The following is a 21,840-nucleotide window of genomic DNA, read 5'->3' as shown; positions in this document are numbered from 1 at the left end:
AAGCGCGGTAACGCGTGGAGCTGACGAATACTAATCGGTCGAGGACTTATCCACACATGCTTAGCAATCATGCGTATTCAGTTTTGAAGGAACAAGCAGAAAAGCTGTATTCTCGATTACTTTTGCGAGTAATGGAGAATGCAGCTTTTTTTGTTTGCGCGTATTTGCAAAAAACGATGGTCTGTTTCTTTTTTCAAATCCAATTCAAAAAAAGGCGTGCTGTAATGAAAGTGTCTGTCTATTTATGTGCATTGTGATTCCAGCTGTTTATGCTATGCTGGATGAAATAGTGATTCATGCTGAAAACGGCAGAGGAACATGGAACAAGAAGTCGCAACGGATACGCACACAGCTAGCACTTTTCATGAAAGGGGATTTCCATGCTGATTCTTGCAGTCGAAGACGAACAAGCCCTGTTACAGACTATTGCTGGCGTTTTGAGTGATGAAGGCTATCAGGTAGATACGGCTGATCGGGGAGATGACGGCTTGTTGCTGGCGCAGCGAGACATCTACGATTTGCTGGTGCTCGATATCATGATGCCCGGTATGGATGGCCTGACTCTGGTAAAAACGCTTCGTGCCAAAGGAATTATGACACCTGTTTTGTTCCTGACAGCAAAGGACAGCGTCAAGGCAAGAGTGGAAGGACTGGATGCAGGAGCTGACGATTATCTGGTCAAGCCGTTTGCTGCGGAAGAGCTGACAGCGAGAGCGAGAGCTTTGCTGCGCCGCAATGGGAAGACGGGTACGGAAGGCGAAATGACATACGGTCCCATTTCTTTAAAAGTAAATGAATACGACGGTTTCGTGGATGATGAGCCGATGAAGCTGACGACCAAGGAGTACGAACTGCTCAAGTATTTTCTGCAAAATCGGGAGCAAATCTTGACGCGTCAGCAAATTTTTGACCGTGTATGGGGAATTGACTCAGAAGCGAATTACGGGGTAGTTGATTTGTACGTCCACTATTTGCGCAAAAAGCTGGGAGCGTACGAAAGCTTTATCCGCACGATCCGCAACGTGGGCTATATTTTGAAAAAGGAAGAACGTTAATGTTTCGAAAAACGCGGATTCGCCTGGTGACACTGAATGTCATCGTGGTATTTCTGCTGCTCAACCTGCTAGGAGGCGCTGTTTACTACACGATGAAGTATCGGCTTTACTCGCAAGTAGACCGCGAACTGGAAAAAGTGAGTCAGCGTCTTACCGTAGATCCCTTGCCTCGCTTGCAGCGAATGGACGATGAATCTTTTCCGTACAACCGGATGGAGCGAAAAAAGTATATCGACCTGGAGCGCAGGTACACGTTGCTCGTCTGGGACAGCTTTGGTCAAGTGATGGGAACAGCCTTTGGAGATCGGCTGGAGCCGGAGGATTTCCCCGAGTTTCTGCACATCGACAAACCAGACGGGACTGAGACGGTATCCATCAGAGGCCAGATGTATCGGGTACAGACAGTAACTGTGCCCAAAAAAGTCGTCGTGGGCGATCGAGTGCAAATCGCCTATCAGTTTCAATTGATCTACAATCTCGCACCTGAGCAAAACATGCTGAGCAGCTTGTTGTACGTCGTCGTGATCGGTGGTGCTGTCAGCGTCGTCATTGCCATCGTGGCGGGCTGGTTTTTGGCAAGGCGCGCGCTTATTCCGATCCAGGTTTCGTGGGAAAAGCAGCAGCAGTTCATCGCCGATGCCTCGCATGAGCTGCGCACTCCGTTGACCGCGATCATGGTCAATCTGGAGCGCCTGTTTCGCCACCCGGACCATACGATAGAGCAGGAAAGCGAGAAAATCATGATTGGCATGCAGGAGGCGAAGCGGCTGAGCAAGCTGGTGGCTGATTTGCTGACCTTGGCTCGCAGCGATTCCAACGAGCTGCAAATCATGAGCAAACGCATCCGTCTGGACGAGGTCGTGCAAAAATGCACACAGGTGTTTACCCAGCTTGCGATCGTAAAAGAAATCAGCCTGGAGACGAACATCGAAGGGCCGCTGGAAATTGCCGGAGATGAAGAGCGTCTGCATCAGTTGCTGGTCATTTTGCTGGACAACGCCCTCAAGTACACAAACAAAGGCGGCAGCATTTACGTTTCTTGCAAAAAAGACGGGAACCGCGTCGCCATCCTGGTAAAAGACAGCGGAATCGGCATTTCCAAAGAAAACATTCCGTATTTGTTCGACCGTTTCTTCCGCGTGGACAAAATGCGCTCCCGCTCCACAGAAGGCACGGGATTGGGCCTGTCCATCGCCAAATGGATTGTGGACGCCCACCATGGCAAAATTCACGTGAGCAGCGAGGAAGGCATAGGAACCAGCTTTTTGGTTACACTTCCAGTAAAGTAAACAGAGGAACAGAGGCAGAACCGATTTCCACTTCAAGGGAATCGGTTTTTCTTTTGCAGACAAGGATAAAGTGCTGATAGTATACTTTTTTGCTTTACATATTTAGAAAGTAAGGTAAACTACAAGGGAAGAGAGGAGTGGCGTTTGATGAAGATGACGGTAACGGAAGCAGCTGTAGCGTGGTTTAAAGAAGAGTGGGGCTGCCAAGAGGGCGACAGCATTCGCTTTTTTGTCCGATATGGAGGGGTAAGCACGGTTCAGGATTCCTTTTCCATGGGGATCGCCAAAGAACTGCCGAACGAAATCGGACTGTCTACCGTAATAGATGGCATTACTTTTTATATGGAACAAGACGAGTTGTGGTATATGAACGGAAAAGGACTGATCGTGGACTACCGTCCAGCGACTGACGAAGTCGATTTCCGTCTGGATGAACAATAATGATGAGAAGCAAATGACTCCGCGAGATGGAGTCATTTTTATTTTTACACTTAACAAACTAAAATATATGTTATATTATAAATGCAAGATCCAATTGGTAAAAGGAGGATGTTACATGCGGTTACTCGATTCGTATTTGGAGCTAGGCTTGGTGGGAATGGCGCGCGCGGCGCAAGAAGGATGGTTCGAGGGTCATTACGGTGCGGCATTGCTGGCAGGCTACTACATGAATCAGGAGCATGATTTGCCTCGTCACGTAATAGAGGGGATTGAGCGAACCTGTGAAGCTTTCCGGAAATTGAAGCCGGAATGGTTCGCCCCGTTGGACCAGGAAGAAGAAGCTGATCCCGCCTTGCTGGACAGCGTCATTTACAGACTCAAGCAAAATACGCAGCAGCTGCGCACCTCCGGACATGGTTTGGCATTGGGCGTGCTGGCATTGAAAGCGCTCAAGGAACGTCCCGATCTGATCCGTCCGAGCATTGTCAGCGGGCTGGTTGAATTGCTGAAAAGGACAAAAGAAGACAGACCAACCCGCTATTGGGGCATCGCCAACTATTTTGCGATCAGGACGGAGGACGTGGCTTCGGAAGTGGCGCCATACGACACGACCGACGAGATGGCGGTCAGGACGTTTGACGAGCTACATACAGTCATCCCTGGGCGGGTGATTGATGGGCAGCGCTATCACTTTGCAGGCGAGGTCGTCCACAGCGTGACGCATGCCCAGGCTTTGACTGAGTTGGAGCGTTTCGGCTACGGAGAGATGGTCAAGGCGGGAATCGCCAATCATCGGATTCAAACCTATCTCGACCGTCAGCGACCGGAGTTTGTGCTGGAGGATGAAGTAAAAGAGCCAGCTTTTGCCGAGATTTTCGCGCCGGCGTATTGGGAGAAGACGTATAGCGACCCTCACGCGCTAAAGCTGCCGTACGCTGCGCTGGACTTGCTGAAAAAATTGCCGGCAGAAGACAGGGCAGGCGCCGAGCGCAACCTGTGCAAGCTGTTGACGATTATGGACTAAAAGCGCTCGATAACGAAAAAACAGGGAAGCCGCTGTGGCGTCCCTGTTTTCATTTTCATCAATGCATTACCAGCCCGGAATGACGGTCGTCGTGGACTCTTGATTCGCGTAGTAGCTCTTATGCTCCACCAGCGATCGGAGAATGGCGGCTTCATTAATCGTGAAACCTATGCCTGCTCCGGTAGGGACGGACAGAACGCCCGGCGAAACGAAATCGATCATCGGCGTAACGACATCCTCTGTAAAGTAGCGGTGAGATGGCGACGTGTCGCCCGGGATGGTGAAGTTGGACAGCGAAGCGATGGCGATGTTGTGGGCGCGGCCAATCCCGACTTCCTGCATGCCGCCGCACCAGACCGGAACGCCTTTTGCCGCACACAAGTCATGGAGCTTCTTCGCATCTGTCAGGCCGCCGACGCGTCCGATCTTGATGTTGATGATGCGGCAGCTGCCGAGTTCAATCGCTTTGCGGGCATCCTCGACGGTGTGGATCGACTCGTCAAGGCAAATAGGCGTTTTCAGCTCGCGTTGCAATGTCGCATGGTCGATGATGTCGTCGTGTCCCAAAGGCTGCTCAATCATGATCAGGCCAAACTCGTCGAGCTGTTTCAGCATGTCGATGTCTGCGAGCGTGTAAGCCGAGTTGGCATCAGCCATCAGCGGGACGTCAGGGCCAAAGGTGTGACGGATGGCGCGCATCGGCTCTACGTCAAAGCCCGGCTTGATTTTCACCTTGATTTTTTTGTACCCGTCGCGGATAAAGCCGTCGACTCGTTCCAGCAATTTTTCGATGGTTGGCTCGATTCCGATGCTGACGCCGACATCGATTGTCGTGCGTGTGCCGCCAAGCGCCTGGGAGAGGGACAGCCCGTTCATTTTGGCGTACAAGTCCCAGACAGCGCCTTCCAGAGCGGATTTGGCCATCTGGTTGCGGCGCATCCAGGAGAAGATTTCCGAAACTTGATCAGGATGCTCGATGTCGCGGGTAAACAGTTGGGGAATCAGGTACTTTTCAAGCATGTACCAGACGGTGTCGACATCTTCTTCGTTGTAAACCGGGACATCCATCGCGACGCTCTCGCCAAAGCCTACGTGATTGCCGCTGTAGGCGCGGACGAGAATACATTCCTTGTGAGTTTCCAGCCCCATGCTGGTGACAAACGGGGCAGTCAGGGGAATCTTGATTCTTTGCAGATCGACGCGTTCGATTTTCATGACCATCTCTCCTCAGACATGTATTCGGATGAGCGAAGGCGGGTTGCAGGCGAGATTACTTGCCTGCATGCCGCTCAAACGTGGTGAGTACCGTTCGGGCCAAAATTTCGATGCCATCCAGCAGCGATTCTTTTGCAAAAGTCATTTGCGGATGGTGCAATCCGGGTGCCAGGCCGCAGCCCAGCCCCAGCATGGTTGCGCGCAGATGAGGCCGTTCTTTGGTGTAGTAGTGGAAGTCTTCCGCGCCCGGCGTCTGGATCGGCGCTTCCAGCTTGTCTGCGCCAAGCGTCTGGACAATCGCATCGGCCATGATTTGCCGAGCTTCCTCATGGACTTCAGCCGCGTATACCCGCTCGGTGATGTCATAAGACAAGTCTACCTCATAAAGCCGGGCTACATGTTGCAAAATGTGTTCGACTCGGGAAAAGAGCGCGTCGATGACAGGGTTCGTCTGCGCGCGCAAATCCAGATGGAACTGGGCGGAGCCGGGAATGATATTGCTGCTCTTGCTGCCCGCAGAAAGCTGCGTCATTTTCACGGAATACGGGATGAGCGGATCGAGATGAATGCCTTTGAGCTGCTCGACGATGGCGGCTGCGACCTCGATGGCATTGACCCCGAGATGCGGACGCGCTCCGTGGGCATCGTCTCCCTTGATTTGTCCAAAAATGGTGCCTGCCGCGCCGTGCATAATCGCCGAGGCAGCCGTACCTTGCCCAATCTCCTGAATCGGCCGGAGGTGGACGCCGTACAAGTAGTCGATATCGTCGACAACTTGCTTTTTGACCATAGCCAGAGCGCCGTTTCCGCTTTCCTCAGCCGGCTGGAAAATCAGCTTGAGACGTCCGGGAAGCTGAATATTTTGCGCCTGCAAGATCATGAGCACTCCCAGCACCATCGTCATGTGAGCATCGTGCCCGCAAGAGTGGTTGGCCTGGAAGACGCCGTTTACTTCTTGCCAGAGAGCGTCCATGTCAGCCCGCACGCCGACCGTCAATCCGCCGGGGGTCAAGTCTCCCCACTCAGCTACTACGCCTGTCACATCGGCAAAAGTAGTGACCCGGCAACGGTGTTCTTGCAAAAAGCGGGCGATATAAGCGGTCGTCTCGACTTCCTGCCAGCTAACCTCAGGATGTTGGTGCAAGTGCTCATACAGAGAAAAAATGGCGGGCTGCAATTGTTCGATAGTTGTGCGCATGGTTCCTCCATAGGTTTACGACCGGGGCTGCGCCACGTCATGGCCCAGCCAGTCAATTGGCAAAAATCGTGTCTAGGAAACGCCGATGGTGACAGCAACGATCAGAGCGACAGCGGCGATGAGTGCCCAGCCCAACAGCAGCTTCCAGATGAATTTGACCCATTTCTCGTACGGGATGCCTGCGACAGCCAAGTAGCCCATCAGTGCCGAAGAAGTCGGGATGATCGAGTTGGTCACCGCATCACCGTACTGGAACGCAAGAACGGCGATCTGGCGCTGAATGCCAAGCAGGTCTGCAATCGGCACCATGATCGGCATCGTTGTCGCAGCCTGGCCGCTTCCGGACGAAATGAACAGGTTGAGCACCGCTTGAATCAGGAACATAGCCAGTACGTTGATCGCATCCGGCAAATGGCCGATGGCGGAAGTCAGGGCGTAAATCATCGTATCGATAATTTTTCCTTCTTCCAGCACGACGGTGATCGCCCGGGCAAAGCCGACGATCAGGGCGCCGAAGGTAACGGCTTTGGCGCCAGCGACAAAGGAGTCAAACAGCTTGTCTACATTCAGGCCGCCGACAAGCCCGGCAACCAGACCCATGATTAAAAACGAAGCCGTCAGTTCAGTCAGGAACCATTCGTACTCGAACACGCCGTAGACGTTGAAGGACAGCCCACAGACCATCACCAAAAAGACAAGCTTGTGGCGTCCGTTGAGGTCTGGAATCTCGACAGCGACCTGATCGGTGCTTTCCTGTTTTTCGATCGAGTAAATCACGCTTTGGGTCGGGTCAGCTTTGACACGGTAGGCATAGCGCATGACGTACCAGATGGCAAAGCCGAGGACGAAAACGTAAACTACGGCGCGGAAAGTCAAGCCGGAGAAGAGCGGCAGTTGCGCCAGAGATTGTGCTACCCCTACCGTGAACGGGTTGAGCATACCGCCCATGAACCCGGCAGCCGCGCCCATCGTGATCATGGCCGTACCCGTTACCGCATCGAAGCCCATTGCCCGGGCGAGCGCAATCCCGATCGGGACGAAAATGATGCTTTCTTCCGCCATCCCCATCGTGAAGCCCCCGATGGAGAAGAGGAACATGGAAGCGGGGATCAGGAGCTTTTCCCTGCCCTCCAGATAGCGGACGCCTTTGTTGATGCCCGCCTCAATCGCGCCCGTTTGACGGATGATTCCGAAAACGCCGCTGACGATGAAGATGTAGAAGATGATTTGCGAGCCTTTTTGCATGCCCTCCGGAATCGCTTTGAACATGTCAAAAAATCCGACAGGACTGCTTTCGACAGGGTGGTAGCTGCCGTTCACGACAATCGTTTTACCCGAGGCTGCGTCCTTGACGCGTTCGAACTCGCCAGTAGGGAGCACGTAAGAAGCAAGCGCTGCCAAAATAATGATGATAAAGAGAATGGCATAAGTGTGTGGGACCGAAAAACGTTTCTTGGCTGGCGTTGCTTGAGGAGAAGGATGTTGTGTAGCCATGAGGTCACCTCGCTTTTTTTGGCTTTTTATAAGCAAGTGGCATGCCAAGTGTCGAAAATTCACGAAAAAAGGCGTTTTCATCGGACGAAGAAGGTGCTCCTCCAATAGAAAACGCACTCTTTAGGAATGTTTATTAGGATTTATTCGACCTAATACATCCTAATATTCAAAAATCTTTCCCTAGATTTTCCCATGCTTCCTCAGCACCTCGATGCCGTCTCGCGTTATCAAGGTTCCTTGACGTGTTGTTCCAGAGCGCACCAAGCCTAGCTGCTCCAGCTGTTTCAAGCGGTTGCGCAGCGCGCTTTCCGTCCAGCCGTTCGCTTGCAGAGCGGGGGAATGCGCCAGTTGGTAGCGCCCTACTGGTTTGTTGGAGAGGTAATATTGATACAGGGCGATTAAAATATCGAGATTTCGTTCATCGTCAAGCGGCACGACGGCAGCCAGTGATTGCTTTTGAAAAATACGCTCGGTCAGCCTCTTGGGGAGATCGGATACGCCAATGACAGGATGCTCGCTTACCGTAATGGCGTAGTCCACCACGTTTTTCAGCTCCCGAATATTTCCCCTCCAATCATGGGCAAGCAAAAGCTCCATCACTTCCGGCGACCAGCTTTTGCGAATGCCTTGCTGCTTGAGGTGATCGTCAATCAGCAGCGGGATGTCACTGATCCGTTCCCGCAACGCCGGAATCTCGATTGGCAAGACGGCGAGGCGGTAAAACAAGTCTTCGCGAAACGCCCCTTCTTTGACGGCATCCTCCAGATTGCGGTTGGTTGCCGCGATCACCCGGCAGTCTACGGACAAAATGCCTGTGCCGCCGACGCGAATCACTTGCTTTTCCTGAAGGACGCGAAGCAGCTTGACCTGGATCGCTGGGGAGATATCGCCAACCTCGTCGAGGAAAATCGTCCCGCCATCTGCCTGTTCGAACAGACCTGGCTTGCCGCCTTTTCGCGCCCCCGTAAAAGCTCCATCATCGTAGCCGAACAGCTCGCTTTCCAGCAAGTTTTCCGGCAGCGACGCGCAGTTGATGGCGACAAAAGGGCCGTTTTTTTGCAAGGAATGCTGGTGAATGGCGTGGGCAAACAACTCTTTTCCCGTGCCGTTTTCCCCCGTCAGCAAGATCGTCTGGTTGTTTTTCGCCATTTTTTTGCTTAGCTCGATGGCGTGTAGCAGCGGTTGGCTGTCTCCTTTTATATCCGCAAAAGAATAAGTAGCCGTGTGCCCGCGCAAAGTGAGCTGCGTGCGCAGGCGCTGAATCTCGGTCACGTCTTTTAACGTGCAGACGAAGCCAAGCTGCTCGTGGCCTCTGCGAATGCTGTGGCTGCGGACAATGAATTGTCTCTGCTCGATGGCAATGAGCGTGTCTTCCTGGCCCTCCTGCTTGAAAAAGGGGGCGAGCTGGCTTGACTCTTTCAGCGTGGTATACGGTTTGCCGATGATCGCTGTTTCGAGTGGACAGAACAGTTCGACGGCCGCATCGTTAATAAACGTGATCAAGCCAGCTTCATTGCAGGCGATGACCGGGTCTTTTACAGCTTGAAACGTAGATTGCAGCTGACTGTTCAGCTTCTGCACCTCCGCATAGGAAGTTCCGAGCATTTTGGCCAACTCGGACATTTCGGCGATAAAAGTGGAGAGATATTGCCGCTCCCATTCAATCGGAACCCCTACCTTGCGCCCAGTATCGATCAGATCGTGGATGCTGATTTTGCGGAAGCCGAGGTCGATGATTTCCACATGAGGCGGCAGCGGAACGTCGGGAATGCTCATGATGATCGCATACTGAAATTCCGCCTCTTCGAACGTACAGCCGGGGTGGAACGGAACGTAGTGCAAGTGATCGATGTTGGCTTCCCGCAAGTTTTGAATGACTTCTTGCGCGGTGACGGGCGAGTTGTTCATGACAGGTACGGTCGTTCCGGGCGGAATTTGCATGAGCGCCTTGATTTTGCGCAATTCAAAGAAACGGTTGAGGACGGTAATCGGCACCGTCTCGGGTACAGCCTGACGGGCGATCGTATACAACTCGGGTGCCCTTGTCGTGATGAAGACGTGTGATACCCCGGAGAGGTCCGGGATTGGCTCGTGGCTGGCATAACCGATGACCTTGCAATACGGTTCGAAGTACGCCCGCAGCTCTTTCAGCAAAAAAGCGAGCGTATCGGTTCCTTTTGCAATCAAGACAATGGTGTGATCCATGGTGCACCGCCTTTTCTGGGAAAACTGTTGCTACTAATGATAGCACAACGGCTGTCCGGCGATGGATGGATTCCCTTGTCTGCAAAGGAAAGACAAGGATTGATCTGCCAGGCGGGAAGTGTGGTTTAATAGAAGGAGAAGGAAAAAGCGAGAAGAGGAGCAGGGGGATTCAGCATGGAGAACACATTTGTTCCAGAGATGCTGCAAATGATCGGTCAAGCTGTGCCAGAAGAAGTGTCCATTGCCATATCGGATGGAACGCAATATTTGTATTATCAGCCTAGCTCAAACATAGACTTGAAAATTGCACCGGGCGATCAGGTTCCGGTTGGCTCAGCGACTCACAAGGCATTGATGGAAAGAGGCAAAGTAGGGCATCAGGTAGAAAGCCGGATTTTTGGAGTGCCGTACTACGGTTTGTCGCTTCCGTTGTTCAAAAGTGGAGAGGTCATGGGCTGTATCACCGCCATCTACCCTTTGCAAAGCGTTCCGCTTGCCAATCCGCAGCCGCGGCTGTCGTTTTTGATTGGAAAAGGGGAAGATGGCTGGCTGCCGATTCCGTTGCATGAGATTGTGTATATCAGCTCGAATGAAGGCAAGACGCTGTTGCATGCGGCCACTGGATCGTACGCGAACAAGTACAGCATGTCCGAGCTGGAATACATGCTTCCGCCGGAGCGGTTCGTGCGTTGCCATCGCTCGTATTTTGTGAACATGGAGGCGATTGGCTTCATCCATCCGCATTTTCACTCGACGTTTTTGCTGGAGATGAAGGACAAGCAGAAGACGAGAGTGCCCGTGAGTCAGACGTATGCCAGTGCGTTCCGGCAACTGCTCGGCTTTTAACAAGGAACAACGTCGTTTCGCTGAGAATGGTTCGCTGTCTTTTTTTCTAATTATCTGCTCAAATATTCTGCTTTGTTGAAAATTGAGTGCCCGCTCAGATTCCTTGTGCTAGTGTAGGAGCAAGAAAAGATGGCATAGGGGGTCACAATGATGTGGGAGCGCTTACGCGATAAACGAATGGCAGATAAAATCGTGACAGCTGAGGAAGCAGCGAGTTGGATCGAGGATGGCATGACGATCGGGTTAAGTGGCTTCACTCGTGCAGGGGATGCCAAAGTCGTGCCGCTCGCATTGGCCGAGCTGGTCAAAAGAGAAAACAAACCTTTTGGAGTGAACGTATATACAGGCGCATCGCTCGGTTCCGATGTGGATGCCGTGATGGCGGAAGCGGGAATCGTCAGCAAACGCTTGCCTTTTCAGGCCGATCCCGTGATGCGCAAAAAAATCAATGACGGCAGCATGATGTTTGTCGACCAGCATCTGTCCCACACGGCAGAGCTGATTCGTCAGGGAGCAATGGCCGCCATTGATTACGCGATTGTGGAAGCGGTTGCAATTACGGAGGATGGTATGATCATTCCGGCCACATCCGTCGGCAATTCGAACATCTTCGTCGATTATGCGAAGCATGTCATCGTTGAGCTGAATCTGGCTCAGTCTGCTGAACTGGAAGGCATTCACGACATCTACACACCAGGGAAACAGGGAGAGCGCGAGCCGATCCCGCTTACAGCAGTCGATCAGCGAATCGGCACAGCGGGAATTGTGGTCGATATGGATAAAATCAAAGGCATCGTGTTGACGAACCAGCTCGACTCGCCATCGACGATTGTGGAGCCGGATGAGGAGACAGCTCAGATCGCCGCCCATCTGATTGCGTTTTTGCGCGAGGAAGTGAAAGCTTCCCGTTTGCCGAAAAATCTCGCGCCGCTGCAATCGGGCATCGGGTCTGTAGCCAACGCGGTGTTCAACGGCTTTTTGGACTCGGAGTTCACCGACCTGACTGTTTATTCGGAAGTATTGCAGGATGCGGTATTTGACTTGATCGATGCGGGAAAAATCTCGTTTGCTTCCGGCTGTTCGATCACGCTGACTGCCGAAAAAATGGAGCACGTCACGCGTCATTTTGCCCAATACCGCGACAAGCTGTTGCTGCGTCCGCAGGAAATTACTAACCATCCGGAAATCATCCGCCGTCTCGGACTGATTGCGATCAACACGGCGATTGAGGTGGATATTTACGGCAACGTCAATTCCACGAATGTATCCGGCAGCAAAATGATGAACGGCATCGGCGGCTCCGGCGACTTCGCCCGCAACTCTCGTCTTGGCATTTTCGTCACCAAGTCGATTGCCAAAGGCGGGAAAATTTCCAGCATCGTTCCGTTTGCGTCTCATGTGGATCACACCGAGCACGATGTCGATATTATCGTCACGGAACAAGGACTGGCTGATTTGCGCGGCCTGGCTCCAAGAGAGCGCGCCTTGAAAATCATCGAGAACTGCGCCCATCCGCTCTATCGGGATCAATTGAGAGCGTATTATGAAGAAGCGCTCACACGCGGCGGGCATACTCCGCACGTATTGGAAAAAGCGTTCTCCTGGCATGTGCGGTACGCGCAGGAAGGCACGATGCTTGCGCATGAGCCGGCTCTCGTATAGTTTAAGAGTTGTAGGAGAATAACAGCGGTAAAAAACAAACCCGCCCGGGCGTCGATGCCTGGACGGGTTTGCTTGTGTCTGTGCTTGCTTTACCTTTTGGCGGAAGCGATTGTTACTGTTCCGCTTTCTTTTGGCTGAGAAAAGGATGCGACGGCAAAGCCCAGCCCTGCGAGCACGAGCAAGCCGCCAACCCAGCTCACATGCACAATCGCCGCATGGTTGACGATCAATCCGCCCAGCCCTGCGCCAAGTGCCAGCCCCAGTTGAAAAACCGAGGTGTTGATGCTGAGCGCGACTTGGGACGAGTGCGGAGACAAAGTAATCAGGTAATACTGCTGGGCAGGGACAGTCGTCTGAACCGCAGCCACCCAGAACATGACTGCCACAATCGCGCCTGCGAACAGCATGGTGGACAAGGGCAAAAACAACAGGACGAGCGCATGCACTACCAGGCTGATGTACAAGGTGCGACGGACGCCCCATTTGTCAGTGGCGACACCGCCGATTCGCGAACCCGCGACACTGGCGAGACCAGCCATGAACAGCGTAGCGCTTACCCAGGCGGTAGACATGGCGGTCGTGCTCTGCAAGAGCGGGGTGATGTACGTGTAAACCGTCGAGTACCCTGTGACGAAGAACAAAGAGAGGAGCAGGGCGTGAATCACGCGGCGGTTGCGTAACGCTGCCAGCTGCTGGCGCAAGGGGATGGCTGCCTCGCCTTGTTCTTTTGGCAAAAAGGCAAGAATGGCTGCGAACGGAATGATGGTCAGGACGCCGATCAGGGCGAATACAGACCGCCAGCCCCACAGTTCGCCGAGCATCGTGCCAGCCGGAACGCCGAGCACAAGCGAGAGGCTAAAGCCCATGAGAATGATGGCAATGGAGCTGCCCTTTTTCTCGGGGGAGGCCATATTGGCGGCTTGCGCGAGAGCAACCACCGTGTAAATGCCGCCGCAAAGCCCGAGCAAAATACGCGAGAACAACAGCAGGGAGAACCCAGGGCTGACGAAAGCGAGCAAATTCGTCAGGATGAACACAAAAAGCGCCCAGAGGATGAGCTTTTTGCGCTCCATTTTTGCCGTGAGCGCAATCAAAATCGGTGAACCGAAAGCAAAAGCCAGGGAAAAGGCTGTAACAAGCTGGCCAGCCAGGGAGACGGAGACGTGGGTGTCATTTGCGATCATGCCGATGATGCCTGTTACGATCGATTCGGCGGTGCCCACCATAAATTCTCCCAGTGCCAGCAACAAAATCAGTGTACGTCTGGACAAAGCGGCTTCACTCCTTGGAAAAACAAGCTTTTCATGCCGCCTGACCGCGCGCTGGTCAGTGAGCATCTCGGTAGTGACATTTTACGAAACAATTTTTATAATTTACATGCATGAACCAAGGTGTTTCTCTTGTATTTCTATATAGAAGCAAGTTATTTGCAGGTTAGCGCTTATGAAATCGAAAGGGTGATAAAAGTGGATCAGGTCGATTACAAAATCATTAGCCTGTTGCATGAAAATTCGCGGATACCGTTGGCGGAGATGGGGCGAATCATCGGGATGACGCAGCCAGCGGTCAAGGAGAGGGTGCGCCGTCTGGAAGAACAAGGCGTGATCACCGGCTATCACGCGGCGATCTCGCAGGAGAAGCTGGGCAAGCACACGACTGCTTTTGTCATGTTCCGCACCAAGCAGTGCGCCGCTTTTATCGACTTTTGCAAGCAGGCGCCTGAAGTGACCGACATGTACCGGATCAGCGGGGAGTACAACTACATGCTGAAGGTCGTCACCCGTTCTACGGAGGAGTTGGTAGCTTTTTCGGAACGCACCGGAGATTTCGGTTACTCTTATACGCTGATTGTGTTGACGGCTCCTTTTGAACAAAAAATGATGCTGGAGGAAGAGAAGATTTTTTGAGCGTTTTCCCAGCAAAAAAGGCTCCGCTGTAGCCAGGCCAGGCGGGGCCGCTTTCGTTCATGTACAAAAAATAAAGACCGCCACGAGCAGGTGACGGTCTTTGTGAAGCTATGGCTATATTCATGCATAAGGGCGGTTTTTGTTTGCAGTTTGGATACAAGAAATTATTTGCGGTAAAGCGGATAGTCGACTTCGAGCGGCACCTGGATCAGCACCAAGCGCAGGGGAGCATCGTCTTTTGCCTGATAGGTGATGGTTTCCGCTGCTTCGGTTGAAACGACGACAAAGTCGCCTGTGTTCGCAGTTGCTGACTGTTCACTACCCAAAATGTTCCCGCTGCCTTCCACGACGACGACAGCGTGAGCGTAGCCAGCCGGAAGCTCCAGCGAAAAAGCTTTGCCTGCCGGAATGGCAATGTCTTTCATTGAAGAGTCGGTCACGAGCGAAATGGGAGCTTGAGAACCAATGATGCTTTTCACCGATACGCCATCCGTCGTTTCGCTTGGAAACTCTTCGTGATCATACTGGTTGTAAGTCGGCGGAGTCTTTGTGGTTTTTGCCAGGTGCGGCTCAAACCAGATTTGGAACATTTCCGTATCTTTGCCCAATTCTTCGGCGTGGTAAGCTCCTGATCCTGTTTGCATGATCTGAGCGCCGCCTGTTGTCACTTGCTGCAAATTGCCCAGCGTATCCCGATGACCCACTGTACCTTTCAAGACATAGGACAAAATTTCAAAGCCGGAATGCGGGTGAAGAGGAATTTCAAACGTTTGCAGTGATTTTGCCCATGCCCAGTAAAAAAGTGGGCCAACCCGTTTTACGACGGAACCTTCGTGGGGGAAGCCAATCGGTTTGTTTTCTACGATTTCACCGTCGCCAAAGTGTCCTTTTGCTTGTTCATTCTGTGTATAGACGCGGATTTCCATCTGCTGTGTCCTCCCTTGGTGGAATGCTGGCTTACGGGCTTAGCGAGTGTTGCTTAAAACAAAACGTATGCTCCTGGACCGATCAAAGCGACACCGATAGCGACAGCGATCAAAGTCAGGTTGTACTCGTAGCCGTTTTGCGTTACCCAATATCCATTTTGACCGTGAACCTTCACAATCGCAACCAACATTGTGAAGACAATGAGGAGAGCGCCGACCCATGTACCGACACCTGCTGCAAACAGCAAGCCGCCGACCAGTTCAGCCAATCCGGCAAGCAGGGCCATGGCAACACCAGGTTTGACCCCGATGGACTCCAGCCAGCCGCCTGTGCCTTTCAAACCGTAGCCACCGAACCAGCCAAACAGCTTTTGCGCACCGTGACCTGCAAACGACAACCCAATCACCAAGCGAATAATCAACAATCCAAGATCCATCATTTTTCATCTCTCCTTAATTATTTTAAATTATAGTATTTCAAATTTGAGATATTAGGACAAGAAAGGCTGGCGGGCCTTAGAAGGATTCCGCCAGTTTTGCTGCTTTTTCGATGCCTGCTGCTACGATTGCTTCTGCTTTGTCCGGGAATTGGTTGTGACCTTCTACGATCACTTCTGTCACATTGCTGATGCCCCAGAAGCCAAGCACCGTGCGAACGTAGCGGTTAGCCAGCTCGATTTCAGCCATTGGGCCTTCGGAGTATACGCCGCCGCGTGCGCTCAGGAGAGCTACTTTTTTGTCGCCCATCAGTCCAACAGGGCCTTCCGCTGTATATTTGAACGTTTTGCCTGCTTGCGACAGGTAATCAACGTAGGTGTGCAGAACAGCAGGAACGGTGAAGTTCCACATAGGGAATGCGATAACTACTTTTTCTGCATCAGTGAATTGGTTCAAATATTTGCTCACCAGTTCAGCGCCTTTTTGTTCTTCAGCAGTCAGCTCCATGCCGCGTCCAGCTTTGAACATGGCAGTGAGCAGGTCGTTTCCGTAGTAAGGAAGGTTTTCTGCGAACAGGTCCAGCTCGGCGATCTCGTCGTTTGGATGCGTTTCTTTATAAGATTTTACGAAAGCCTCGTACAGCTTTACGCTTACTGCCTGCTCAACTGGGCGATCATTTGCTTTAATGAAAAGTACTTTGCTCATGAGAAAAATATTCCCCTTTCTTTTTGTAAGCAGATAACTTTTAATGTGTAAATCTTGATTTTAAGATTATTACGTGTTGAAGGTTTTGTCAACACCTTTTTTACCCTCGGTGGGTGCTGCCCAGTCTAATAATTCTCCTGAGCAGCACGTCCCAACTTTTTTAACAAAGCAATCGCTTGCTGTTGTTCTTCCGGGGTAAGTCCCGCGACCGCTTTTTCAATCGCCTCTTGATGAGAAGGAAAAATGTCTGCCAGAAACGCATGGCCTTTTTCCGTCAGCTCGGCGTAAATGACCCGGCGGTCGGCCGAACAGGGTTTGCGAATCAACAGTTGCTTCTTTTCTAGCTTGTCCACAACGTAGGTGATATTTCCACTGGAGATCAGGATCTTTTCGCCAATTTGCTGCAATGGCTGCGGGCCCTTATGATAGAGAACTTCCAGGACGCCAAACTCGGTAGGATTCAGCCCGTGCAGGCGGATGTGCCGATTGGAGTGGGCAGTGACCCAGTTATATGATCTCGATAATACGACAAAAAGATCGAGGGAATCATTGCGATCCATGAAAAACCCTCCTTTCCAACGAATTTTCGATATCTTGAATTTAAGATAACTTTACATGAAGTCGCATCCGTTTGTCAAATAGAGGGGGGATAAAATCATCCTTTGCAAAACAAATGTTTTTGTGATAGACTTTTGTTTGTAAACAAAGCTGTGAATGCTAATCAGAAGAAAGGAGGATGACCGTGGAGAAAGATATGTTGATCCTTCATCACATCCGGCAAAATCCGTTCATTTCCCAGCAAGAGCTGGCTGACTTGATCGGGATTTCGCGGTCGGCTGTAGCGGGGTATATCGCTCAGTTGACCAAGCGCGGCGAGATTAAAGGCAGAGCGTACGTATTGCGGGACGAAGGCATGATCGCTTGCATCGGTGGAGCGAACCTCGACCGAAAAGCGCGTGGAAAGCAAGCCGTGCGTCTGCATTCCTCCAATCCGGTTACGATCATGGAATCGTGTGGCGGGGTTGCCCGCAATATCGCGGAGAACCTTGGACGACTGGGATGCAATACATCCTTGTTCACCAGCATCGGTGAAGATAAGGAAGGCGAGTGGATCGTGCAGGAGACGAAAAAGCACGGAGTAGATATCAGCCAGGTGTGGCGCTTGCCTACGCAGCGCACAGGCACGTATACCGCATTGCTCGATATCGATGGAGAAATGGTCGTTTCTTTGGCGAACATGGATATTTACGACGCGCTCACACCGGAGATGTTTGCCGAGAAATGGTCGCACATTGCAGCAGCCCACGCGATTTTTATCGATACGAACATACCGGAGGATTGCTTGGCCTACATCATTAGCCGTTGCCGGGAGGAAAACATCCGACTCTTTGTTGACCCGGTCTCTTCTGCAAAAGCGAAAAAGCTCCCACAGCAATTGGACGGAGTCGAAGCGATCCTGCCCAATCGGGAGGAAGCGGAGCTGCTTTCCGGCATGACGATCAACTCCATCGAGGATTGCGCCGAAGCGTGCAAGAAAATCAGGGAGAGAGGCGTCAAGCACGTCATCGTCACCATGGGCGAAGCAGGAATTTTTTATCAGTCGGAGGACGTATCGGAGCAGATGGCGCCGTATCCGACTGAGGTAGTTGATGTAACAGGGGCAGGCGATGCGTTTGCGTCCGGCCTGTTGTACGGCATCGTGAACGGGGAGTCGTTCCAGGCTGCTTGCCGTCTCGGTTTGGCAGCATCCGCTCTGACTTTGCAGACAGAGCAGTCCGTTTCTCCCTTGCTCAAAGCGGAACAACTGCAATTGACCGTTGAACAATACGAAAAGGAGCGATAAAAGATGAAACAATACCTGACCTTTACTGAGGAAGTACGCCACGCGCTGGAGAACAACCTGCCAGTAGTTGCCCTGGAGACTACGATTATCTCCCACGGGATGCCATACCCGCAAAACATCGAAATGGCAAAAGAAGTAGAGCAAATCATCCGCGACAATGGCGCAGTGCCAGCGACAATCGGAATCATGGACGGCAAAATCAAAATCGGTTTGACCGAGAGCGAGCTGGAAGAGTTCGCGACCAACAAATCGGTGGAAAAAGTGAGCCGCCGCGACTTCCCTTACATCCTCGCAAGCGGCAAAATCGGTGCGACGACAGTAGCGGCAACCATGATCGCAGCCGATCTGGCTGGCATCCGCATGTTTGCGACTGGCGGTATCGGCGGGGTACACCGCGATGGCGAAATCACGTGGGACGTATCTGCTGACTTGACTGAGCTGGCGCAAACAAGCGTTGCGGTTGTATGCGCTGGCGCAAAATCGATCCTGGATATCGGACGCACGCTGGAATACTTGGAGACGCAAGGCGTGCCGGTGGTCGGCTACCGCACTGCCGAGTTCCCGTCCTTCTTCGCTCGCGAAAGCGGATTTGGCGTAGACTTCCGTCTGGATACGCCAGAAGAAGTCGGCACTTTAATGAACACCAAATGGAAGCTCGGTCTGACTGGCGGCTTGATCATCGCCAACCCGGTACCGGAAGCAGACGCGCTTGACCACAAGCAAATCGAAGGCGTAATTTTGCAGGCGCTCAAAGAAGCGAAGGAAAACAACATCGCAGGCAAAAAAGTAACACCGTTCCTGCTCGACAAAGTGAAACAACTGACAGCAGGCAAAAGCTTGCAAACGAATATCGCTCTCGTAAGACACAATGCGGAAGTAGCGGCAAAAGTAGCTGCTGCCTACCAAAAAGAAGTGAACGCAGGAAAATAAGCAGTCATTCCAGGCTCCCGATGATGAAAATCGGGGGCTTTTTTTGTGCGTCGAGAAAAGCCAAAGAAGCAGAGGAGAAAAATTTTTAAAAAATCACTTGATATACCCTGTGGGGGTATTGTATATTGAGAGTGTGATAAGAAATGAACGTAAGGGGAACTATACAATGAAATATACCCTCTAAGGGTATTTGGGGGAATTGGTATGAGTGCCAAAACGGCAGAAGCTACAGTTCCGATTTCAGGGATGACATGTGCAGCCTGCGCGCTGCGCATTGAAAAAGGCTTGAAGAAGCTGGATGGTGTAGAAACAGCCAATGTGAATTTGGCTTTGGAAAAATCGACAGTCGTCTTCGATCCGGCCAAAACGAGTCTCGACGATATACGCTCGAAGATCGAGGCGCTTGGCTACGGCGTCGTCGCCGACAAAGTCGAGCTGAATATTACAGGCATGACTTGTGCGGCCTGCTCGACGCGGATCGAAAAGGGTCTGAACAAAATGCCTGGCGTGTTGAAGGCAAACGTGAACCTGGCGATGGAAACAGCTACGGTCGAATACGATTCTGCTCAGGTGGGCGTGTCTGATCTTGTGCGGCAGGTAGAAAAGCTGGGATACCAGGCAACGCGCAAGGAAGAGGGCAAAGAAGAGGAGCAGGTTGACCGCCGCATGGCCGAGATCAAGCGGCAAACGCAAAAGTTCTGGATTTCCCTCGTGCTGTCGCTGCCGCTGCTCTGGTCGATGGTCAGCCACTTTTCCTTCACTTCGTTCATCTGGTTGCCGGACTTCCTGATGAACCCGTGGGTACAACTGGCCTTGGCGACTCCTGTGCAGTTCATCATCGGGGCGCAGTTTTACGCAGGGGCCTACAAAGCGCTTCGCAACAAGAGCGCGAACATGGATGTGCTGGTCGCGCTCGGCACCTCGGCTGCCTATTTTTACAGTCTGTACGTGGCGATCTCGTCCATCGGGTCGCACGCCCACATGCTGGAGCTTTACTTTGAAACGAGTGCTGTGCTGATTACCTTGATTTTGCTGGGCAAACTGTTTGAAGCCAAGGCGAAGGGACGCTCTTCGGAAGCAATCCGCAAGCTGATGGGCTTGCAAGCGAAAACAGCCGTAGTCGTCCGCGACGGTGTGGAAATTACGATCCCTGTTGAAGAAGTGCGGCCTGGAGATATCGTGAACGTGAAGCCAGGCGACAAGGTGCCAGTGGATGGCATCGTGCTGGAGGGGCAGTCTGCGGTCGATGAATCCATGCTGACGGGGGAAAGCATCCCGGTAGATAAAGCGGCTGGAGATGCCGTCATCGGAGCCACCTTGAACAAAAACGGTTTTCTGAAGGTAAAAGCGACCAAAGTCGGGAAGGAAACGGCGCTGGCGCAAATCATCAAAGTCGTGGAGGAAGCGCAAGGGACAAAAGCGCCGATCCAACGACTCGCAGACAGCATTTCCGGGATTTTCGTTCCGATTGTCGTCGGAATTGCGGTGGTGACTTTTCTCATCTGGTATTTCGCCGTCATTCCCGGCAACTTTGCTGAGGCGCTGGAAAAGGCTATCGCCGTGCTGGTAATCGCTTGCCCGTGCGCACTTGGCCTGGCGACTCCGACCTCGATTATGGCTGGCTCTGGCCGCGCAGCGGAACTGGGCATTTTGTTCAAAGGGGGAGAGCATCTGGAGACGGCGCACCATTTGGATACGATTGTCCTCGACAAGACAGGAACCGTAACCAAAGGAGAGCCGGAGCTGACAGACGTGATTTCGCTTGATTTTGCCGAGCCAGAACTGCTTGCGCTGGTAGGCGCGGCCGAGAAAAACTCCGAGCATCCACTGGCCCAGGCGATCGTTCGCGGGATCGCGGAAAAAGGCATAGCGCTTGGGCAAACCAGCGTGTTTGAAGCGATTCCCGGCTTCGGGATTCGGGCAACTGTCGACAGCAGAGAAGTGCTGGTCGGAACCCGCCGTCTGCTCGAACAGCACCACATATCGTATCAGGCTGTATCAGACACCATGCTCTCGCTGGAACAAGCGGGTAAAACGGCGATGCTCGCGGTCATCGACGGCAAACTTGCCGGGTTGATTGCCGTAGCGGATACGATCAAGCCGACTTCGAAGCAAGCAATCGAACGCCTGAAAGCGATGGGGCTGACGGTCATCATGATGACGGGCGACAACCGTCAAACCGCCGAAGCGATTGCTCGCGAGGCAGGAATTGAGCACGTCATCGCCGAAGTCCTGCCCGAAGGCAAGGCTGCCGAGGTGAAAAAGCTTCAGGCAGAGGGCAAGAAAGTGGCTATGGTCGGCGACGGAATCAACGATGCTCCGGCACTGGCTACCGCTGATATCGGCATGGCGATCGGCACGGGAACAGATGTGGCGATGGAAGCGGCCGACATTACCTTGATGCGCGGCGAGCTGACCAGTGTCGCTGACGCCATCGAAATGAGCAAGCGAACCATTCGCAACATCAAGCAAAACCTGTTCTGGGCTTTTGCCTACAACACGCTCGGCATTCCGTTTGCAGCCTTGGGCTTCCTCGCTCCATGGTTAGCCGGAGCCGCGATGGCTTTCAGCTCCGTCTCCGTCGTGCTCAACGCCCTGCGCTTGCAGCGAGTGAAGCTGTAAGCTGCCATCTGCCATCTGTCGTTTACAAACAGCAACAAGC

At 52.5% G+C, this 21,840-nt stretch carries 19 protein-coding genes; 10 read left to right on the top strand and 9 right to left on the bottom strand.

The features are described 5' to 3' along the window. Positions 1 to 380: 380 nt before the first annotated feature. The 4 genes from M2298_RS23420 (at position 381) to M2298_RS23405 (ending at position 3,809) form a co-directional block, all read left to right on the top strand. Positions 381 to 1,055: a response regulator transcription factor gene (locus M2298_RS23420; RefSeq protein WP_122966695.1), complete on the top strand. Its 675-nt coding sequence runs from the start codon at positions 381 to 383 to the stop codon at positions 1,053 to 1,055. Continuing rightward, positions 1,055 to 2,344 (top strand): sensor histidine kinase, encoded by a 1,290-nt coding sequence (locus M2298_RS23415; RefSeq protein WP_122966694.1) that lies wholly within the window; start codon positions 1,055 to 1,057, stop codon positions 2,342 to 2,344. The genes M2298_RS23420 and M2298_RS23415 overlap by 1 nt, the downstream gene beginning before the upstream one ends. Positions 2,345 to 2,491: 147 nt before the next feature. Continuing rightward, a complete protein-coding gene (locus M2298_RS23410) occupies positions 2,492 to 2,785 on the top strand; it encodes a HesB/YadR/YfhF family protein (protein ID WP_173597943.1) in 294 nt (97 codons plus the stop codon). 115 nt (positions 2,786 to 2,900) lie between these two features. Next, the gene (locus tag M2298_RS23405; protein ID WP_173599964.1) at positions 2,901 to 3,809 is read left to right on the top strand and encodes a hypothetical protein; all 909 of its coding nucleotides are present in this window, start codon (positions 2,901 to 2,903) and stop codon (positions 3,807 to 3,809) included. A 66-nt stretch (positions 3,810 to 3,875) separates the two neighbouring features. Here M2298_RS23405 and menC read toward each other — a convergent pair whose 3' ends face one another. The 4 genes from menC to M2298_RS23385 form a co-directional block, all read right to left on the bottom strand. Next, complete coding sequence (menC, locus tag M2298_RS23400) at positions 3,876 to 5,024, bottom strand: o-succinylbenzoate synthase (protein WP_274874751.1); 1,149 nt, start codon at positions 5,022 to 5,024, stop codon at positions 3,876 to 3,878. 55 nt (positions 5,025 to 5,079) lie between these two features. Beyond that, positions 5,080 to 6,222 carry a M20 peptidase aminoacylase family protein gene (locus tag M2298_RS23395; protein ID WP_280649150.1) on the bottom strand — a complete coding sequence of 381 codons (1,143 nt, stop codon included), beginning with the start codon at positions 6,220 to 6,222 and terminating at the stop codon, positions 5,080 to 5,082. 72 nt (positions 6,223 to 6,294) lie between these two features. Then, complete coding sequence (locus M2298_RS23390) at positions 6,295 to 7,716, bottom strand: YfcC family protein (RefSeq protein ID WP_122966703.1); 1,422 nt, start codon at positions 7,714 to 7,716, stop codon at positions 6,295 to 6,297. 180 nt (positions 7,717 to 7,896) lie between these two features. Then, positions 7,897 to 9,921, bottom strand: a complete 2,025-nt coding sequence (locus M2298_RS23385; RefSeq protein ID WP_280649149.1) for a sigma-54 interaction domain-containing protein — start codon at positions 9,919 to 9,921, stop codon at positions 7,897 to 7,899. Between the two features lie 174 nt (positions 9,922 to 10,095). Between M2298_RS23385 and M2298_RS23380 the strand changes: the two genes are divergently transcribed. Both M2298_RS23380 and M2298_RS23375 read left to right on the top strand, forming a co-directional pair. Continuing rightward, positions 10,096 to 10,767, top strand: coding sequence for a LytTR family DNA-binding domain-containing protein (locus M2298_RS23380; protein ID WP_122966688.1), 672 nt, complete (start codon positions 10,096 to 10,098; stop codon positions 10,765 to 10,767). A 150-nt stretch (positions 10,768 to 10,917) separates the two neighbouring features. Beyond that, positions 10,918 to 12,429, top strand: coding sequence for an acetyl-CoA hydrolase/transferase family protein (locus M2298_RS23375; protein WP_122966687.1), 1,512 nt, complete (start codon positions 10,918 to 10,920; stop codon positions 12,427 to 12,429). Positions 12,430 to 12,518: 89 nt separating this feature from the next. On the opposite strand, the gene M2298_RS23370 is transcribed toward M2298_RS23375, so the two are convergent. Continuing rightward, entirely contained in the window at positions 12,519 to 13,700 is a 1,182-nt protein-coding gene (locus tag M2298_RS23370) for an MFS transporter (protein WP_173599965.1), read from the bottom strand. 195 nt (positions 13,701 to 13,895) lie between these two features. On the opposite strand from M2298_RS23370, the gene M2298_RS23365 reads away from it, so the two are divergent. Beyond that, positions 13,896 to 14,336 (top strand): Lrp/AsnC family transcriptional regulator, encoded by a 441-nt coding sequence (locus M2298_RS23365; protein WP_167470392.1) that lies wholly within the window; start codon positions 13,896 to 13,898, stop codon positions 14,334 to 14,336. A gap of 164 nt (positions 14,337 to 14,500) precedes the next feature. Here M2298_RS23365 and M2298_RS23360 read toward each other — a convergent pair whose 3' ends face one another. The 4 genes from M2298_RS23360 to M2298_RS23345 form a co-directional block, all read right to left on the bottom strand. Then, the gene (locus M2298_RS23360; protein WP_173599966.1) at positions 14,501 to 15,262 is read right to left on the bottom strand and encodes a pirin family protein; all 762 of its coding nucleotides are present in this window, start codon (positions 15,260 to 15,262) and stop codon (positions 14,501 to 14,503) included. Positions 15,263 to 15,315: 53 nt separating this feature from the next. Then, positions 15,316 to 15,702 (bottom strand): DoxX family protein, encoded by a 387-nt coding sequence (locus M2298_RS23355; protein WP_122966684.1) that lies wholly within the window; start codon positions 15,700 to 15,702, stop codon positions 15,316 to 15,318. Positions 15,703 to 15,778: 76 nt separating this feature from the next. Further along, complete coding sequence (locus tag M2298_RS23350) at positions 15,779 to 16,405, bottom strand: FMN-dependent NADH-azoreductase (RefSeq protein WP_122966683.1); 627 nt, start codon at positions 16,403 to 16,405, stop codon at positions 15,779 to 15,781. 125 nt (positions 16,406 to 16,530) lie between these two features. Then, entirely contained in the window at positions 16,531 to 16,965 is a 435-nt protein-coding gene (locus M2298_RS23345; RefSeq protein WP_122966682.1) for a MarR family winged helix-turn-helix transcriptional regulator, read from the bottom strand. 182 nt (positions 16,966 to 17,147) lie between these two features. On the opposite strand from M2298_RS23345, the gene M2298_RS23340 reads away from it, so the two are divergent. The 3 genes from M2298_RS23340 to M2298_RS23330 all read left to right on the top strand — a co-directional run bounded on the left by M2298_RS23340 (position 17,148) and on the right by M2298_RS23330 (position 21,800). After that, the gene (locus tag M2298_RS23340; RefSeq protein WP_122966681.1) at positions 17,148 to 18,248 is read left to right on the top strand and encodes a carbohydrate kinase; all 1,101 of its coding nucleotides are present in this window, start codon (positions 17,148 to 17,150) and stop codon (positions 18,246 to 18,248) included. Between the two features lie 3 nt (positions 18,249 to 18,251). Continuing rightward, complete coding sequence (locus tag M2298_RS23335; RefSeq protein ID WP_122966680.1) at positions 18,252 to 19,178, top strand: pseudouridine-5'-phosphate glycosidase; 927 nt, start codon at positions 18,252 to 18,254, stop codon at positions 19,176 to 19,178. Positions 19,179 to 19,382: 204 nt separating this feature from the next. Continuing rightward, positions 19,383 to 21,800 (top strand): heavy metal translocating P-type ATPase, encoded by a 2,418-nt coding sequence (locus M2298_RS23330; RefSeq protein ID WP_173599968.1) that lies wholly within the window; start codon positions 19,383 to 19,385, stop codon positions 21,798 to 21,800. Positions 21,801 to 21,840: the final 40 nt, after the last annotated feature.

The sequence above is a fragment of the Brevibacillus sp. 1238 genome, from assembly GCF_029892995.1.
Taxonomy (GTDB): Bacteria; Bacillota; Bacilli; order Brevibacillales; family Brevibacillaceae; genus Brevibacillus; species Brevibacillus parabrevis.
The sequence above is the reverse complement of the archived record's forward strand: the minus strand, read 5'-3'. Positions and strand labels throughout refer to the sequence as shown.

Coding starts and splice junctions, on each gene's coding strand:
- M2298_RS23355 (WP_122966684.1), bottom strand. CDS start 15,702: ATGATGGATCTTGGATTGTTGATTATTCGCTTGGTGATTGGGTTGTCG.
- M2298_RS23410 (WP_173597943.1), top strand. CDS start 2,492: ATGAAGATGACGGTAACGGAAGCAGCTGTAGCGTGGTTTAAAGAAGAG.
- M2298_RS23395 (WP_280649150.1), bottom strand. CDS start 6,222: ATGCGCACAACTATCGAACAATTGCAGCCCGCCATTTTTTCTCTGTAT.
- M2298_RS23405 (WP_173599964.1), top strand. CDS start 2,901: ATGCGGTTACTCGATTCGTATTTGGAGCTAGGCTTGGTGGGAATGGCG.
- menC (WP_274874751.1), bottom strand. CDS start 5,024: ATGAAAATCGAACGCGTCGATCTGCAAAGAATCAAGATTCCCCTGACT.
- M2298_RS23415 (WP_122966694.1), top strand. CDS start 1,055: ATGTTTCGAAAAACGCGGATTCGCCTGGTGACACTGAATGTCATCGTG.
- M2298_RS23390 (WP_122966703.1), bottom strand. CDS start 7,716: ATGGCTACACAACATCCTTCTCCTCAAGCAACGCCAGCCAAGAAACGT.
- M2298_RS23345 (WP_122966682.1), bottom strand. CDS start 16,965: ATGGATCGCAATGATTCCCTCGATCTTTTTGTCGTATTATCGAGATCA.
- M2298_RS23335 (WP_122966680.1), top strand. CDS start 18,252: ATGAAACAATACCTGACCTTTACTGAGGAAGTACGCCACGCGCTGGAG.
- M2298_RS23420 (WP_122966695.1), top strand. CDS start 381: ATGCTGATTCTTGCAGTCGAAGACGAACAAGCCCTGTTACAGACTATT.
- M2298_RS23360 (WP_173599966.1), bottom strand. CDS start 15,262: ATGGAAATCCGCGTCTATACACAGAATGAACAAGCAAAAGGACACTTT.
- M2298_RS23385 (WP_280649149.1), bottom strand. CDS start 9,921: ATGGATCACACCATTGTCTTGATTGCAAAAGGAACCGATACGCTCGCT.
- M2298_RS23330 (WP_173599968.1), top strand. CDS start 19,383: ATGAGTGCCAAAACGGCAGAAGCTACAGTTCCGATTTCAGGGATGACA.
- M2298_RS23375 (WP_122966687.1), top strand. CDS start 10,918: ATGTGGGAGCGCTTACGCGATAAACGAATGGCAGATAAAATCGTGACA.
- M2298_RS23380 (WP_122966688.1), top strand. CDS start 10,096: ATGGAGAACACATTTGTTCCAGAGATGCTGCAAATGATCGGTCAAGCT.
- M2298_RS23350 (WP_122966683.1), bottom strand. CDS start 16,405: ATGAGCAAAGTACTTTTCATTAAAGCAAATGATCGCCCAGTTGAGCAG.